We start from the raw sequence: 16,230 nt of genomic DNA on the forward strand, positions 1-16,230 counted from the left end.
ACTTGCAATGTACTCGCATCTCATTCTCATCAAGGACAGCCTCTGTGGAAATTCATATTGAAAAATGTTCTGCTTGGTGTGGTAATTTACGCACAAGTCAAGACTGGCAGCAGTGGGCATTAGGTGAAATGCAGTATAAAGATGAAGATGACTTACCCGGGCTTAAAGAAATTCCTGCGATGCAACGTCGGCGTTTGAGTAAATTTGCAAAATTAACAATGCAGTGTGTACTTGAAACGCTTGCCGATGAAAAAGAGACGCTACCTTGCGTTTTTTCATCTAGGCATGGTGATTTACATAAAACATCAAAACTAATCGAAGATGTTGCTAAAAAGAGTGATTTATCTCCAACACATTTTGGTTTGTCTGTTCATAATGCTGTGGCGGGGCTTTATAGTATTTTTTCTAATAATAAACAACCAATGACGGCTACCTCTGCCGGTGAAGACTCATTATTAATGGCACTTGTCGATGGTTATGCAAAATTAGAAAGCCGGCAATTGGATAAAATTTTAGTAGTTTATACCGATGAAATAGTACCAGAAAAATATAGTTCTTATGTCTCTGATGCAGAAAAAACAATGTCAGTTGCTTTACTTTTGACACGACAAAAAAGTGAGTACGTTTTTACTCTGAACTTTAAACCGCAAAAAAATAAGATTAGCTCAAGTATTTTTCAACCATTAGTTTTTTTATCGTTTCTATACGGTACAGAGTCGCAAGTTGCCATTGACTCTTCTCGTTATCAGTGGCACTTGAGTAAGGTATGATCAATCGCTATTGGCGTATTTTTGCAACAGGATCTGCGTTTTTTTTGTTTGGTTTTGGTGGCGTTATTCTTTCGTTACTGGTTTTTCCAATAGTAAGGTTAATCTATCTAGGTAAAGAGCAACAGCGTCGAGCAAGTGCTCGGAAAGTAGTACATAAAACCTTTAAAATGTTCATCGCGTATATGCAGTTAATGGGCATTATGAAGTTAGAAATTGAAAATGGCGAGTTACTCAAAGCAAGTAAGGGCACTATTGTTATTGCCAATCATCCTTCGTTGATTGATGTAGTTGTACTGATTTCTATTATAGAAAATGCCGATTGTGTGGTAAAGGCAGACTTATGGAAAAACCCTTTTTTAAGAGGGGTTGTTAGTAACACGGGTTATATTAACAACGAGGCTGATCCTGATAAGTTCATGCAAGATTGCCAAAACACCTTTAATGACGGAAATAATTTAATCGTTTTTCCTGAAGGAACGAGAACCACGCCCGGAGAGAAAATGAAATTTAAACGTGGTGCTGCTAATATTGCACTGCGTACTAATACAGACGTGACACCTATACTATTATTTGTAACGCCAACAACGTTAAGTAAAGAGCCGGCTTGGTATCAGGTGCCAGAAAGTCGTTTTACGTTTAAATTAGTGGTAAAACCTGAAATATCAATTAAAAAATATGTAGCCACAGATGTTGTTTCAAATTCGGTAAGAGCACTTACCAGAGACTTACTTAACTATTATAATGAGGAACTCAGTTTTTATGAAAGAGTTAATTAACCAAGTAAAACAATTGATTATTGAAACCTTAGAACTAGAAGATATTGAACCTGAAGATATAGCAGATGATGAAGCTTTATTTGTTGACGGATTAGGTCTTGATTCAATTGATGCGTTAGAGTTGGGTGTTGCCATTAAAAAAGCGTACAATGTTAAAATTGATGGTGACTCAGCAGACAGTAAAAAGCATTTTTACTCCGTGACGTCATTATGTCAATTTATAGCTGAAAACCGATAATTAGGTATATATTTTAAATGAAAGATAGAAACGATATTTACAAAATGGTAAGTGATATTTTAGTAACCATGTTTGAAATAGATGAAGATGATATTTCAATGGATGCACACTTATATGAAGACATGGATCTAGATAGTATCGATGCTGTAGACTTAGTCGTAAAACTGCGTGAAATTACCGGTAAAAAAATTGAACCAGAAGATTTTAAACAGGTAAGAACTGTCAAAGACATTATTGATGCTGTTGAAAAAATCACAACGAATGAATAAATAGTTGATGAAAAACTAATAGTGATAAAAAATATAGCGCTAGGACTGGTTTTTCTTTTATACCCATTCATTGTTTATGTTGGGCTAAACTGGTTTGAACCGTCAATACTTGCGTTATTCTTAGTGTCTTTAACCTTAATAAGAGTATTTTTTTCTAAGAAGAAAACGGCAATACCATTAATTAAAATAGTTGGCATTAACGCTATTTTGCTTCTTAGTTTTAATGTGTTTGCGAATTCAACTTTGTTGCTGAAATTGTATCCTGTTGTTATTAATTTTAGTTTTTTCAGTGTTTTTATATACTCGTTTTTTAAACCGCCACTGTCATTACACTTATTGCGAGTGTTACAGACAAATTAACTGAAAATGCCGTTATTTATACGCGTAAGGTTACTTTGGTGTGGTGCGCTTTTTTCATGCTAAATGGATTTATCGCTTTATGGACCGTATTTCAAAGTGATGAATATTGGGCGTTATATAACGGTATTATCTCTTATTTACTTATGGGCGTTATATTTGCGTGCGAATGGCTAGTTAGACGAAAATTCAAGAAAAATGACCAATCAAATTACATTACCTAATTCCAGTACCTTTTTTGTTGAACAAAATATTCACTTTCCACAATGGCTAAATTCAGTTAATTATCATCGGCAATGTTTTGCCAATAATGATGCGGTAACGTGGTTATTGTATTGCGATAATGCCTACCAATTTTCCGTACTTTTTTTTGGCTTATTAACGGCGAATAAAAAAATTATTCTGCCGCAAAATGGTACTGTTAACCAGTTACAGCTGTGTATGGAATTGGCTGATGGTTTTGCGGGTGCAGCCGAACTGATCCCCACGTTAGCTGCTGATAATGTTGTGTCTTATTGCCCTCAAAGCACCTTACCCATAGCGTCACCGTTACGTATTGCCAGTAATACTGACATAACGCTTTTCACCTCTGGATCAACCGGTGATGCAAAAGCTATTAACAAAACTTTTCAACATTTACTGAACGAAATAATGCAGTTAGAACATTGTTTTGGCGATAAACTTGGCAACGCTACCATTGTTTCTACGGTATCTCATCAACATATTTATGGGCTTTTATTCAAATTGATGTGGCCTATTTGGTTCAGTCGCGATGTTTTACTACAACCTTATGAATATCCTGAACATTTGTGCTATGACCATCATAAATATAAGCTGAAAAATATTGCAATAGTGAGTAGCCCGCCCCATTATCATCGGTTAATCAAAGACAATGTTTACATGGAGATGCGTGACAATATTAGTACCTTGTTTTCTTCTGGTGGTCCGTTAAGTGATGACGCAAGTCGACAACTTGCCGTACAGTTAGGGCAAAGCCCAAATGAAATTTATGGAAGTACCGAAACAGGTGGTATCGCATGGCGACAACGATGTCTAGGACAAAGTAATCGTTGGTTACCTTTTGGCGATATTGAATTGTCTTGTCAAAACACCAGTCAGTGCTTAATGCTTAAGTCGCCTTATTTTGACCATGACGGTTGGTATATCACTGATGATCAAATAAAGATAGCCGCTGATGGTAGTTTTGATTTATTAGGACGAGTTGATCGTATCATCAAAATTGAAGAGAAAAGGGTATCACTAGATCATGTGCAACACTGCTTAAAAGCCCTTGATTTCATTGACGATGCTTTCTGCTTAACGTTGTTAACTAAACGAGGCTTGCAAATTGTTGCTGCTGTCGTTTTAACTGAAGAAGCTCAAAATGAGTTAGATCAGAGTCGAAATCTTGTTTTTAATCGCCGAATAAAATCTCATTTAATGAATGATTTAGAAGTTATCGCTATACCAAAAAAATTTCGTTATTTGCCTGCTTTACCTTATAATTCATCGGGTAAATTAAACAAGTTAGTGATGGAGAAGGTTTTTGAATAGCAAAGTGATGTTTCCAGAAGTAGATCACATAGAGCGCAATGAAGATACATTAACCTTGTCGTTAAGTATTTCTGAGGATGTTTATTATTTTTGGTCATTTTCCTAACGCACCTATTTTAGCGGGCGTAGTACAAGTACATTGGGCTTTACATTACTTAAATGAATACTTTAACATGCAAGTGAGCGACTATAAGGCTATTGATGCCTTAAAATTTCAAGTGATTATCGCCCCTAACAGTCAAGTTAATTTGTGCCTTAAAAAAATAAACGATCACAAATTCAGTTTTAGTTATCGTTCTGAAAATGGCAGTCATTCGTCTGGCCGGGTTGTTTATCAATAATGAAATGCTGCTTTGTTATTCCCTGCTATAATCATGATCTTGTTATTAGAGACACAGTCATTGCCTTAACTCAGTATTCATTTCCTATTATTATTATTGATGATGGTAGCCAACCGTCAACAAAAGAGATATTAGAGCAAGTAGCGCAAGAATTTGACAACGTACAGTTAATTCAACATGTTGACAACGGTGGTAAGGGGGCTGCTATGCAAACAGGCCTAGCTGCTGCTATCGAAAAAAAAATGACCCATGCTTTGCAGGTTGATGCCGACGGTCAACATGATTTAACCGACTTACAGGCGTTTATTCAAGCAGCAGAGCAGCATCCTAACGATCTTATCAGTGGTCAACCCGTCTACGATAGCTCCATCTCTAAAGGCCGATTTTATGGTCGTTATATTACCCATTTTTGGGTAGCGTTAGAAACCTTGTCGTTTAAAGTGATTGATACCATGTGTGGCTATCGAGTGTATCCTCTTGCTGAATATAAAACATTAATCAGCACAGCAACATTAGGTAAGCGCATGGATTTTGATATTGAAGTGATGGTGAAATTGATTTGGCAAGGGGTTAACGTGCGTTTTGTAAAAACCAAAGTACACTACCCAGAATTTGGTTCATCACATTTTCATGCATTTAAAGACAATGTACTGATTAGTAAAATGCATACACGTTTATTTTTTGGCATGCTGTGGCGTTTACCCAAATTAGTCTTAAGAAAATTATTTTCAAGTCAATCATCAAAACAATCAAAAAAATAATCAAGGTAGGTTTATGAGTCAGAAAGAAGATCTACATTGGTCAAAATTTAAAGAACGCGGTTCAATGCTCGGTATTGAGGTTTTGGTGTTCATTCATAAATACTTGGGAAACTGGGTATTTAAAGTGATTTTGTTTCCCGTTATGGTGTATTTTTACTTGTCGGGCAGTATTGCGCGAAACAGTATTCATCATTATTTAAGTAACCTTAATAAACACCAACATAATATAACCCTTACGCAAGGGCAGCTGTTTAGAAAAGGCTTTCGCGTTTTCTATAACTTTGGTTTAGCCATTGTGGACAAATTTGATGCGTGGTTAGGTAAAGTGAATATTGACGATATTGATATCGTCAATAAAGACGCTTATCAATCTTTACTTAACGCCAATGGTGCGGTTATTTTCAGTGCGCATTTGGGCAATATGGAAGTTTGTCGTGCTATTTTTAGTTCAGGTGAGCATAAGCGAAAACTCAATGTCATCACCTACAATGAGCATACTCCAACGTTTAATAATTTTTTAAAGAAGGTGAATAAAGACGCGGCAATAAACTTTATTCATATTAATAATTTTGGTCCTGCAGACTCTATTCAATTAAAACAAAAAATTGAAGACGGTGAAGCAATAGTTATCTTTGCCGATAGAACTTCAGTAAATAATCCTGACAGTGTTTATCAAGTCCCCTTTATGGGTGAAGATGCCCCTTTTGCTAAAGGACCTTTTGCACTCGCTGCTATTATGGAATGCCCAGTATTTTTAATGTTTTGTGTGAAAGAAGAAGGCCGTTTTAAAGCCTGTATTGAAGAGTTCGCGCAACCGAAGAAAGTGAAGAGAAAAGAACGCAATGAATATTTTACTGGGCTTGCAATAAAGTATGCCCAACGATTAGAATATTATTGTCAAAAGTCCCCATACCAATGGTTTAACTTTTTTAATTTTTGGCATAATACCAAAAAATAAAAATGACCATAGTATAAACAGCATATTAGAACAAAAGTTGAAATAGCTTTGGAGAGCAATCAGTGACCCCCCTAAAAATAAAAAGATTTTATTTGGTGAAGGTAATTTAACGATTGAAGATATTGTTAATGTCTCGAAATCATCAGACCCTGTTGCTTTATCTGAAGCGACAAGCTCGCCTTTACGATTATATATTTGTCCACGAACCAAACCACGACCGTTACTTGCCGTGGGATACAGCAGAATCACCATATTTACACGTTATTATGTATATGCTCAAATAGCACCTAAATAAACCTATTTAGGTGACCCATATGGTGACCCATTCACGAGATAAAAAACTAAATCAGAAAAATGCTGAGGACTTTAACAACAAAGCTACTCGTGATGAAAGGCTGTGGGGTGAAAATGGTTTACACCTAAAGAAAAAAGCTAAAGGCTGTGCTTTTGTTGTTAGGTTTCGCTCTCCAACAGGAAAGCGTAAGGATATTACATTAGGTAAATATGGCGTAATGTCTCTTGAACAAGCAAAGAATAAAGCCCTATTAATTGCTAGTGAAGGTTTAGATAAGAAAGACCCTTTAGAGGAAAGACGAAAACGAAAACTAGAGTTAGCGAGACTTGAGAGTAGTACGGTTGGGAACTTTTATTATGGCTACTACACAGACGTTCAACATAGTAAAAAAGATGGCCAAGGTTCATTACTAAGAATCAAAAAGCACTTTAACTACTGGTTTCATAAACCTATGAGCGAAATAACACCCAACGATGTTGATCTATGGTTTCGCAATGCAAAGAAGCAAGGCGCGAAATTCTCAGGTATACAAAGAAATTATGCTGCATTTAAAGCATTACTTAATCTAGCAGTGAAACAAAAAATCATCAAAGTAAATCCTATTATAGACAAACACCTCAATAAGCCCTTTGAAGAAAATAATGATGATATTAAAGAAAAAGGCGATTCCTTCACCAAGAAGAGATACAAGGGTTACTTAATGGAGTTGAGCTTAGAGAAGCTGAGCTGATGAACGAGTGTGACGATATTCACTGGATGCGCCCTTTTTTGATGGTGTTACTTACTACAGGATTTCGTTCAGGTGATGTATATGGCTTAAGGTGGAATGAAGTTGATCTACAGTTTTCTCACTCAATAACAAAGGTTATAGAGAAAACCAGTGATAAATACACTAAACCAAGGTCTTTTCCTATAAGTAACGAGTTAGAAGAAGTTTTAATTCAATGGAAAAAACAATCAAAAGGTAAAGGTCGTGGTTTAGTTTTTCCATCACCATCTAAGCAAAATGAAGGTGGCAGAATGTCTACAGAAGCGTTTGCACTGCATTGGAAAAGAATAAAAGAACTTGGTGGAGTAGATAGTAAGCTCCATATATATGCCCTTCGTCACAACTTTGCTAGCCGGCTAGTAATGAATGGCGTTGACCTATTCACAGTTAGTAAATTGATGGCCCATTCAAAAATAAGTACAACCATTGATAACTATGCACATCTAGCACCTAATAAAGCCAGTGAATGCACACAAGCTTTAGTGAGAGGATTCATCGGGAAACAACAAGAGACAGCTGATGAAACCTACTTAAACGCATTGTAAGTTTAAAGCCACTATGTAAGGCAATTTATCTACTGAATATTAATAAATCTAATTTCACTTTCATCGAGGTGTATTATAAGTAACATATTGTTTTGTTTGGTTTATTGTTTTGTTTGTGAGGTATCAAGAAGACAGTTAAATGTTCAGGTTACATTAAAAAATACCTCATATAAAATTAATCGAACCTGATCATACTGATCAGAACCCCATAATTTTATTTAAGGTTACAGGTAAAGCCGTTAGTGAGAAGTTATTAAATCTACTGTAGATCGTATAGGTTATTTCGTTGAAAAGGAGTGATTTAAAGTCTTGGTGAAGATTGGTATTACTCAAAGGTTTTATGGCTTTAAATCATCGTTATATTAACCCTAAAGGCTGAACCACGATATAAAAATACTCCATTGATAGCTTAATGTTTGTAACAGTGATTTAAACATTGGCGGTTAAATTATCTAATGGATTTCGTTCTAGTTTTTAAGTACTTGCTATAGAGCTCTGTAGGTTAGATATTAAACTAATAAAATTTCAACTAGGACCATATTGTTAGTAACAAGGAAAAAGCCGCTTATGATGATTATAAGTGGCTTAAAGCACGTAGGGAGTTGATATCATCGTGATCTAAGTAGCTTACAAATTTATCACATCCATATTTTTGATTGATTCATCAAGAGTTAATTCGAAGTAAACTAATAAATTATCTAAGGTTTTTCCTTTAGCTACGTCTATTGATTGGTAATATTGCCATAAACCAAGATGCCTTTTGAACTCTCTATTTGGGATTAAAAGGAAGGGGTTAATCATGTAACTTTTCTTTTTCCCTTTTTTTAAAATATTCTTGTCAACTAGTGTCTTTACGTTGTTATTACGCTGCATTAGAGATTTTATCATTTTGGTGTAAGAGTCGTCCAATATAAGGCTGACTTCATTTAAATTTCTTCTTGAATCAGGGTACTTTGATTCCAACTGATTATTAATTTTTATCATATCTCTAAAATATAAAAAAATTTTAAGTTGAGATTCATTTAGGCTGCCAATGACAGAAAGAGTATCAATTGTTCCAGAAGGAAACATTTTAGTCGTTTGCCCTGTACCAATCATTGTGTATGCAGGTTTAGGGTCTCTCCAGTACTCATTTTTTGATGTAGTAGCGTTTTTATTCTTATTTTGTTGACTCATATAGCAAACCTCATCTCTTAAAAGCTATCTAATATATAGTAAAAGTGTTTTTAATATATATAAATAGGCTTTTTTACCATATTTAATCTCGTGTTTAAACTGATGAAAACTATATTATTGATAGTAAATAATTATATAAACTATTAATTGTATAGGTGGTATTTATATTAACTACTTGTATACAAAGAATAAAGTAATTTATTAGAGTCTATATTAATAAAAAAAGAGATATATAAAGAAAGAAAGATATATATATATAAAGAAATTTTTAAAGTTATTAAATTAAGAATTAAAGAAGGGAAAAAAATAATTATTGTCCTTAATAAACAGAAAGACACCTATTGTTTAACTACCTTATCTCTTTAACTATTTAAATAAATATAATAATTACTATTAAATCAGTGACTTATAATGTTTTTGTATATGAGGGTTATAGGTTTTTTGTGTGTAAGTCTATAATTTTTATATAATTTGGAGGGTCTATGGACAACGAGTTAAAAGAAAATGTGAGTAGTTTAAAGCGCGGAGAGCAACTTGTTACAACTTATCAAAAAAAGAAAATTAGCAAAACTCCGCCTTATATTACAGTAGGTAATGGGCTTTCAACAACAAAATTCTCTGAGGAAGTAGTAGTTGATGCTTTTAAAGTGTTCAGTGAATTATCAAAAGCTCAACAAGACTTATTTGTTGATTTAAAAGATATTCTAGTAGCTCAAAGTATGCACAATCACTATAACAAACGAAAAGTCGAAAATCCAAATCTAATTATCTTAGACAGGAGCAGGAGTAACTTAGTGCATCAAAACATAAAAACTAAGATGAGCCAAAATCGAAATAGAAAAATGCTTGAGACCAAAGGCATTTTGAAACAAATTAAACCAGGGATTTATATGCTTAACCCATACATTTTTATTCCTCATAACGACTTTCAAGAAGTTGTAAGCATCTGGAAAGAACTATCATCAAAATCATAACCCTACTAATTACATATTATACAAGATAGTAATCATGCATTTAATACAGGACTAAGAGATACCCCGCAGTAGTTATAAGAGCCGCTAACGATAATCAATAGGAAACAGTAGTTTTGGGTCTGCTAAGCGTGTATCAGCTTAACTACGTGTATGTGTGGTGCTATCAATATTATTACCTACTTTACCCATAGCTACTGATACTCAATAACCAATAGGAAACTGTAGTTTTGGGTCTGCTGAACAATAACCATAAGAATATCTTTAGATAAGCTGATAACCAGTAGCTAACTATCAGTAGTTAGTATCAATGATTACCTATCATCAAATCTACGGGTAAATATGGGGCTTAAGCTTGTTGTGTGAGTTGTCACTCAATACACTAGTAGATTTGCTTCTAGTAATATTAGGCGACAATTAGCTTGGCCGGTTCACGACAATTAGCTTGTCTGGTTTTGGTACACTTCAGATATATCAAATTCAACAGAGAAAGATATGTCTGGAAAACCCATAACCAAACAACAGGTTAATTTATATATGTCTTATCGTAAGGACCATAAACAAACAACAGCTGCCGCCCAAGCGGGGATGTCAGAGCGCACAGCCAGTCGCATTGATACAGGGCAACATTCAACAACAAAGCAACCTAGAGCATATCGAACCCGAAAAGATCCCCTTGATGGTGCCTTTGAACTACATCTTATTCCACTACTTAAAGCAGATCCTAAGCTTCAACCTGTAACGTTATTAGATCAGCTAGATAACGTTATGCCGGGTAAGTTCGGCCGTAACCATTTACGCACGTTGCAACGTCGAGTCAAAAAATGGCTAGCCACTGAAGGGCCAGATCAAGAAGTCATCTTTCGTCAAAAGTATATGCCAGGATTTATGGGGATATCGGATTACACCTGGATGAATAAGCTCAATATTAGCATTGCCGGTGAAGCCTTTGAGCATAAACTTTTTCATTACAAGTTAGTGTTTAGTGGTTGGTCGTATGCTCAGGTTGTCTTTAGTGGAGAAAGCTTTGAGTCACTTTCCACAGGCTTACAAAATGCTTTTTGGCGCAGTGGTGGCGTACCACAGACACATCGAACGGATAGCTTAAGTGCCGCATTCAATAACCATTATGAACAAGAAACCTTAACCGAACGTTATCAAAAACTATGCAAACATTATGGCGTTATAGCGACTCGCAATAATAAAGGTGTGGCGCATGAAAATGGTGCGATTGAAGTGGCTCATAGCCATTTAAAACAAAAAGTAGATCAGCAATTGCGTTTACGCGGTAGTCGTGACTTCGCGACAATTACCGAGTATCAATCGTTTGTAGATCTAATTGTCGCCAAAATCAATCGTCAATGTAAAACACGCTTTGATGAGGAGCGCAAGCACTTAACCGCGCTACCAAAACGCCGTACTAACGATTTTAGTGAGCAATATGTTAAGGTCACATCCAGTAGCACTATCAGCATCAAACGAGTGACATATACCGTACCTTCCAGGCTTATTGGTCATCGTTTACTGGTTCATATTTATGATACCCGGCTCGCTTTATTTCTTGGTCATGAAGAGACTTTATCACTGCCCAGAATTTATGCCCAAGGGCACCGAGCACGCGCGGTAGACTATAAACATGTGATCCACTCACTGGCGAAAAAGCCCAATGCCTTCAAATATTCACAGTTACGAGAAGACTTAATACCAGAAGGTGATTTCAGTTTATTGTGGCAGCAGTTAACCGCGCAGCACGTTAGTGACAAAGACTGCCGATATATGGTTGATCTATTATTACTCGCTCATAACTATCATTGCGAAGACGCCCTTGGCCGCTATGTACTGAAAAACCATGAGCAAGGCAAACGTATATCGATTGATATGTGTCGTAAATTGTTTGGCCCTAGTATGGTTACAGTACCTAATATTGTCAGCCATCAACATCACATAAGTGATTATGATAGCTTGCTTGGAGGTATGCATGGCTAACATTCAAAGCTTACCAATATTGTTGAAAGAGCTGCGCTTAAGTGCGATAGCCAAAGAATGGGAAGTTATCGCTCAAAAGGCCGTGTCAGAGCAATGGGAGCCTGAGTTGTTTCTTGCTGAGTTATGCGAACTTGAAGCGAATCATCGCCATGAGAGTCGCTTAAAGCGGCTTCTTAAAGAGAGTAAATTACCCGTAGGTAAGCAGCTTCATCAATATGATTTTGACGAAATCGAAGGGGTAACATCGCTACAAATCAAACAAAAAACGAATCAAATAGATTGGGTTAGACAAGGTCATAATGTATTACTGTTTGGGGCAAGTGGCTTAGGGAAAACTCACTTAGCGTGTGCGATAGGTTACTCATTACTGGAAAAGTCGGTGCGAGTTAAGTTCAGTACTAGCACGACGATAGTACAAGAATTACAACGTGCTAAAGAAACACTAGGTTTGAATGATGCCTTAAGAAAACTCGATAAATATGAGCTATTGATCTTGGATGATATTGGCTATGTGAAGAAGAATGATAGTGAAAGTCAGGTATTATTTGAATTGATTGCTCATCGATATGAACGAGGCAGTATGTTGATCACATCAAATCAAGCTTTCAGTGAGTGGGATAGTATATTCGGTGACAACATGATGACTGTTGCAGCTATAGACCGACTTGTACATCACAGTGATATCTACCAAATACAAGGAGAAAGCTACCGTAAAAAACAAGCAATGAAAATAAACTCAAATACCGCCCAAGTTAATTGACGCCGACCGGACAAGTTAGTTGACGTCTAATATAGTAATCCATTCTTTCGATATATCCGTAGTTATGTATACCGTTAGCAGCTGATATACAGAGTAGTAAGTATAAGTTTTTTATTTTTATTCATTAGCATTTGGCTTTTTTAACACTGTACCTTACGCATCCATTTCACAGAACATTTCGCTTCACTACAATACTCATTACGTTCACTTGCTGCGCAAGCTCACTTATTCGTATTTTTGTTTGCTCAATTTCTGCTCATGGTGCGACGGTCAGTGTTAAGAGTTTACGGGTGAGTGGTGGATATTGTACGTAGTTATGAGTACAGCCTTGGATGATCACTGTAGGTACTTATTTGAACTAGGGGATCTATGGTATTACCAAACATAACTATGTGTCTAGTTTCATTACAAGCCAATCTGTAGTGTAATTTGGTGCAGATATTAGCATTGTATATAAGCCGCTATGTCATACATTGCTAAAGCATAAAGTGGTCTATGCCCATACTAATATTGAGCTTGTAATAAGAACCAGATAAAGCATTTATTTTAATGATTTACATCAACTTAAGTACGAATCCATTATACTTATTACTTTTATTTAGGCAGAATATATCATTAGTTCTAATTATGGAACTAATTTGAAGCAGACTAAGGAATGTATGTATGAATAAACTCTTAATAATATCTTCTGTATTACTCTTTACGGGGTGCGCAACCGTAAAAGATTCAAGTGTAAGCAATACAGAGAATAATAACTCTGCTGTAAGCAAGACGTTACAACAGGAAGTTATCAATAAAAAATATTTAAAGCGTAAAGTGGCTATCGGTCGTTTTACTAATGAAACTAAGTATGGTCAAAGTTTTTTCGTTGACAAAAATAATGACCGAATTGGTAAGCAGGCGATGGATATCCTATCTGCTAAATTGTTTGATACTGAGCGTTTCATTATGCTTGAGCGAGCAGATTTAGCACAAATAGAAAAAGAATTATCGATGGGTGAGACTTCTAGCATGAAAAATGCGGCTGACTTTTTGATTGTTGGGTCTATTTCTGAGTTTGGGCGTAAGAATACAAGTAATGTTGGTGTTTTCTCGAGAGTAAAAAAACAGGAAGCAAATGCTACAGTTCATATCCGATTGATTGATGTGTCGTCAGGTCAAATAATTTATTCGGAGTCAGGTAAAGGTGTAGCCTTCTCAGAGGCAGGGACTGTCATGGGGGTTGGGGATAAAGTCGGTTACGATAGCTCTTTGAACGATAAAGTACTTGATGCTGCGATTACTGACTTGGCTTCTAATGTAATAGAGAACATGTTAGATAAGCCTTGGCGTTCATATGTATTATCAGAGGACGAAGGTAACCTTATTATTTCTGGTGGTAAGTCTCAGAATATTTCGCAGGGCTCTAAGTTCACTGTGTATAAGTCAGGAAAGAAAGTTAAAAATCCTCAAACAGGCATGTATATAACTTTACCAGGGAAATCCATTGGTGACATCGAAGTGTTAATGTCTATGGGAGATACCCCCCAAAGTGAAGTTTCCATAGCAGAGGTAGTTTCTGGTGATTTTAGTGAGTATGTTACTTCTGGTGATTTCACATCACTCTACATTCAAGAAAGTAAATAAAGGATTATTGTATGAAAATTTTAAAATTCTCTTTAGCTCTTCTATTGGCTTCTACTCTTTTGGCCTGTGGTTATACCGAAGGTGTTCGTAGCTCAGAACAGTCTTCTTTTGTCTATTTTACGGGTAACGCACAAGGTGTTTCTGCTACCGTAGGGGGTGGAGAACCCTTTGTAGTTAATAAGTTAGGTGAGCGTAATGTATATAAGGTCGCATCAGGCAAGCAGCGAGTTGTTGTTCGTAAGGCAGGTGTTATCGTTGTAGATAGGATTGTGCTACTGGGTGATGGTCAGTCTAAAGAATTTAATATCTCACAATAGAGATAAAGGAGAAATAATGAAAACTAAATTATTGATGGTTGTGTGTGCAGCTTTACTAGCTACAGGCTGTGCCAATAAAGTTAAGCCAATGTATGAATACGGGGAGTATTCTGAAACATTCTATACTATGAAAAGAGATGTGGGAGAAAACTCTTTGAAAGAATGGAAAGTAACATTAGAGGATGTTATTCAGCGTTCAGGTGAACAAAGTCTTAGAGTTCCTCCGGGAGTGTATGCCAATTTAGGTTATCTTTATTTAAAGGTAAATGATTCAAGGACTGCAATTAGCTATTTTGAGCTAGAAAAGAGTATATACCCTGAATCTGTTATATTTATGAATAATTTGATTAGTAAAATTAAAGTGCAGGGAAGTGATGATGATTAACAAGATAAAAATAGCATTGGTTACTTTGATTGTTGTTATGGTGTCTGGTTGTGTGAGCCCCCCAAAAAAGTTACCTAAAATTGAAGTATTCCCAGAAATGTACAATGAGAAACCTCGTTCATTATTGATCATGCCTCCGATCAATTTAAGTACAGCTGCTGATGCTAAAGATTATTATGCTACAACGATAGAGATGCCTATCGCATTTAAGGGGTACTATACTTTTCCGTATGAGCTAGTTTCTGAAATATTAAAACAAGAAGGTGTTTATGATACAGAGCTAGTTTACGATATGCCTTTGGATAAATTTCATGAGTATTTTGGGGCAGATGCTGTTTTATTCACCCAGATTGTAAAATGGGACATTAACTATATGGTTTTTACTTCATACCTAACTGTATCAATTGAGTTTGAAATAAAGTCAACGAAGACATCTAAGACGTTATGGGAATCTAGTGGAGATGTAAGGATTGACCTGAGCGGTGGTGATGGAGGAGGAAGTCCGTTAGGGGCAGTTGTAAGCTTAATTTCTACAGCAATTCAATCAGCGGTAGCTGATTACACTGAATATGCAAGACAAGCTAATTATCGCTTTGTTAGTCCAATTCCTTTTGGTCCATACCATCCGTTATACCTTAAAGATCAACAAACATTAGTTTGTCCAGAAGGTGCTGCTCCAAAGACTACAACCTAATCCATATGCAAAAAATGGTTATTTAGAAATTTGTCCTATAAAAGTGGATGAATGATAACCCCAAAATAATGAAGGAATCATGCGATTTTTTATAATAGTTAGTGGATACTAGGTATATTTCTACTAACTATTATATTCTTAGGGTATCACTTTAAGTCTTTTTTGTTGGCTGAAAGGACTATCTATTAAGATGATTTTCTGTCTAAATATCGTTCTACGTGGTAGTAGTTTTCCTTTTCAAACTAAGCCGTAACTTCCGACTTATGGCTAATTGAAGTCATAAAGCATTCCTTGACGGTAATGTATGCAAAGTCGGTTATGCGGGTATTAAAGTCGAAATAATAAAGGCCGGCTATCAAATAATAATTACGATTAATCCAAAATTATTAAGTGGTAATCAACGGTTACTCCTGCCCTTGTTTTGTTATCTACTCAGGAAGAACATGTGGGCGTTATAGCAACCACTGACTTGATTACTAACACAGAATAAAGCTAAGAAATATACTCATAGTTATTATGAAATCTCACAAATTTAAACTTTATATAACGGCTAATTAGGCACATTCCCAATTAAGTGCATAACCATACACAGACCGCTATGTAAAAGTATGTCTGCATTTTTTACCACACAAGTACTTCCTTTAAGCCACATAGGTGGTTCACCATCCCCCCGTAGTTTTAT

19 protein-coding genes are annotated in these 16,230 nt (G+C 35.8%); 17 read left to right on the forward strand and 2 right to left on the reverse strand.

The genetic code is table 11. From position 1 onward, the window contains the following. The first annotated feature begins 44 nt into the window (after window positions 1-44). Genes L3081_RS03305 through L3081_RS03320 form a run of 4 tightly spaced genes read left to right on the forward strand, consistent with a single transcriptional unit; the run spans window position 45 to window position 2,053 of the window. Window positions 45-770, forward strand: coding sequence for a beta-ketoacyl synthase chain length factor (locus tag L3081_RS03305; RefSeq protein WP_242283453.1), 726 nt, complete (start codon window positions 45-47; stop codon window positions 768-770). Continuing rightward, window positions 767-1,546: a lysophospholipid acyltransferase family protein gene (locus L3081_RS03310; RefSeq protein ID WP_242283455.1), complete on the forward strand. Its 780-nt coding sequence runs from the start codon at window positions 767-769 to the stop codon at window positions 1,544-1,546. The genes L3081_RS03305 and L3081_RS03310 overlap by 4 nt, the downstream gene beginning before the upstream one ends. After that, window positions 1,530-1,784, forward strand: a complete 255-nt coding sequence (locus L3081_RS03315) for a phosphopantetheine-binding protein (RefSeq protein WP_242283457.1) — start codon at window positions 1,530-1,532, stop codon at window positions 1,782-1,784. The genes L3081_RS03310 and L3081_RS03315 overlap by 17 nt, the downstream gene beginning before the upstream one ends. A gap of 17 nt (window positions 1,785-1,801) precedes the next feature. After that, window positions 1,802-2,053, forward strand: coding sequence for an acyl carrier protein (locus tag L3081_RS03320; protein WP_242283458.1), 252 nt, complete (start codon window positions 1,802-1,804; stop codon window positions 2,051-2,053). Window positions 2,054-2,127: 74 nt separating this feature from the next. On the opposite strand, the gene L3081_RS26300 is transcribed toward L3081_RS03320, so the two are convergent. Next, window positions 2,128-2,250, reverse strand: coding sequence for a hypothetical protein (locus tag L3081_RS26300; RefSeq protein ID WP_274620303.1), 123 nt, complete (start codon window positions 2,248-2,250; stop codon window positions 2,128-2,130). A gap of 358 nt (window positions 2,251-2,608) precedes the next feature. Between L3081_RS26300 and L3081_RS03325 the strand changes: the two genes are divergently transcribed. From L3081_RS03325 to L3081_RS03350, 6 genes are all read left to right on the forward strand, one after another. Beyond that, on the forward strand, window positions 2,609-3,964 hold the full coding sequence (locus tag L3081_RS03325) for an AMP-binding protein (protein ID WP_242283459.1): 1,356 nt from the start codon (window positions 2,609-2,611) through the stop codon (window positions 3,962-3,964). Between the two features lie 77 nt (window positions 3,965-4,041). After that, entirely contained in the window at window positions 4,042-4,305 is a 264-nt protein-coding gene (locus L3081_RS03330; RefSeq protein WP_242283461.1) for an ApeI family dehydratase, read from the forward strand. Next, complete coding sequence (locus tag L3081_RS03335) at window positions 4,305-5,066, forward strand: glycosyltransferase family 2 protein (protein ID WP_242283462.1); 762 nt, start codon at window positions 4,305-4,307, stop codon at window positions 5,064-5,066. Before L3081_RS03330 ends, L3081_RS03335 begins: the two co-directional genes overlap by 1 nt. Window positions 5,067-5,079: 13 nt before the next feature. Next, window positions 5,080-6,024, forward strand: a complete 945-nt coding sequence (locus tag L3081_RS03340) for an LpxL/LpxP family acyltransferase (protein WP_242283465.1) — start codon at window positions 5,080-5,082, stop codon at window positions 6,022-6,024. A gap of 314 nt (window positions 6,025-6,338) precedes the next feature. Then, window positions 6,339-7,049 (forward strand): Arm DNA-binding domain-containing protein, encoded by a 711-nt coding sequence (locus L3081_RS03345; RefSeq protein ID WP_242283466.1) that lies wholly within the window; start codon window positions 6,339-6,341, stop codon window positions 7,047-7,049. Next, window positions 7,049-7,633, forward strand: a complete 585-nt coding sequence (locus L3081_RS03350) for a tyrosine-type recombinase/integrase (protein WP_242283468.1) — start codon at window positions 7,049-7,051, stop codon at window positions 7,631-7,633. Before L3081_RS03345 ends, L3081_RS03350 begins: the two co-directional genes overlap by 1 nt. 627 nt (window positions 7,634-8,260) lie before the next feature. Here L3081_RS03350 and L3081_RS03355 read toward each other — a convergent pair. Next, on the reverse strand, window positions 8,261-8,809 hold the full coding sequence (locus tag L3081_RS03355; protein WP_242283470.1) for a hypothetical protein: 549 nt from the start codon (window positions 8,807-8,809) through the stop codon (window positions 8,261-8,263). Window positions 8,810-9,291: 482 nt separating this feature from the next. Between L3081_RS03355 and L3081_RS03360 the strand changes: the two genes are divergently transcribed. The 7 genes from L3081_RS03360 (at window position 9,292) to L3081_RS03390 (ending at window position 15,548) form a co-directional block, all read left to right on the forward strand. Next, entirely contained in the window at window positions 9,292-9,783 is a 492-nt protein-coding gene (locus L3081_RS03360; protein ID WP_242283471.1) for a hypothetical protein, read from the forward strand. 492 nt (window positions 9,784-10,275) lie between these two features. Further along, window positions 10,276-11,766, forward strand: a complete 1,491-nt coding sequence (gene istA / locus L3081_RS03365; protein WP_242283473.1) for an IS21 family transposase — start codon at window positions 10,276-10,278, stop codon at window positions 11,764-11,766. Next, entirely contained in the window at window positions 11,759-12,526 is a 768-nt protein-coding gene (gene istB / locus L3081_RS03370) for an IS21-like element helper ATPase IstB (RefSeq protein WP_242283474.1), read from the forward strand. Before istA ends, istB begins: the two co-directional genes overlap by 8 nt. A gap of 663 nt (window positions 12,527-13,189) precedes the next feature. After that, window positions 13,190-14,152 carry a CsgG/HfaB family protein gene (locus L3081_RS03375; protein ID WP_242283476.1) on the forward strand — a complete coding sequence of 321 codons (963 nt, stop codon included), beginning with the start codon at window positions 13,190-13,192 and terminating at the stop codon, window positions 14,150-14,152. 11 nt (window positions 14,153-14,163) lie between these two features. Next, window positions 14,164-14,469 carry a hypothetical protein gene (locus tag L3081_RS03380; protein WP_242283478.1) on the forward strand — a complete coding sequence of 102 codons (306 nt, stop codon included), beginning with the start codon at window positions 14,164-14,166 and terminating at the stop codon, window positions 14,467-14,469. 16 nt (window positions 14,470-14,485) lie between these two features. Continuing rightward, entirely contained in the window at window positions 14,486-14,854 is a 369-nt protein-coding gene (locus L3081_RS03385) for a DUF4810 domain-containing protein (protein WP_242283480.1), read from the forward strand. Then, on the forward strand, window positions 14,847-15,548 hold the full coding sequence (locus tag L3081_RS03390; protein WP_242283482.1) for a GNA1162 family protein: 702 nt from the start codon (window positions 14,847-14,849) through the stop codon (window positions 15,546-15,548). The genes L3081_RS03385 and L3081_RS03390 overlap by 8 nt, the downstream gene beginning before the upstream one ends. Window positions 15,549-16,230 lie beyond the last annotated feature (682 nt).

The organism is Colwellia maritima (assembly GCF_022669015.1).
Taxonomy (GTDB): domain Bacteria; phylum Pseudomonadota; class Gammaproteobacteria; order Enterobacterales; family Alteromonadaceae; genus Colwellia; species Colwellia maritima.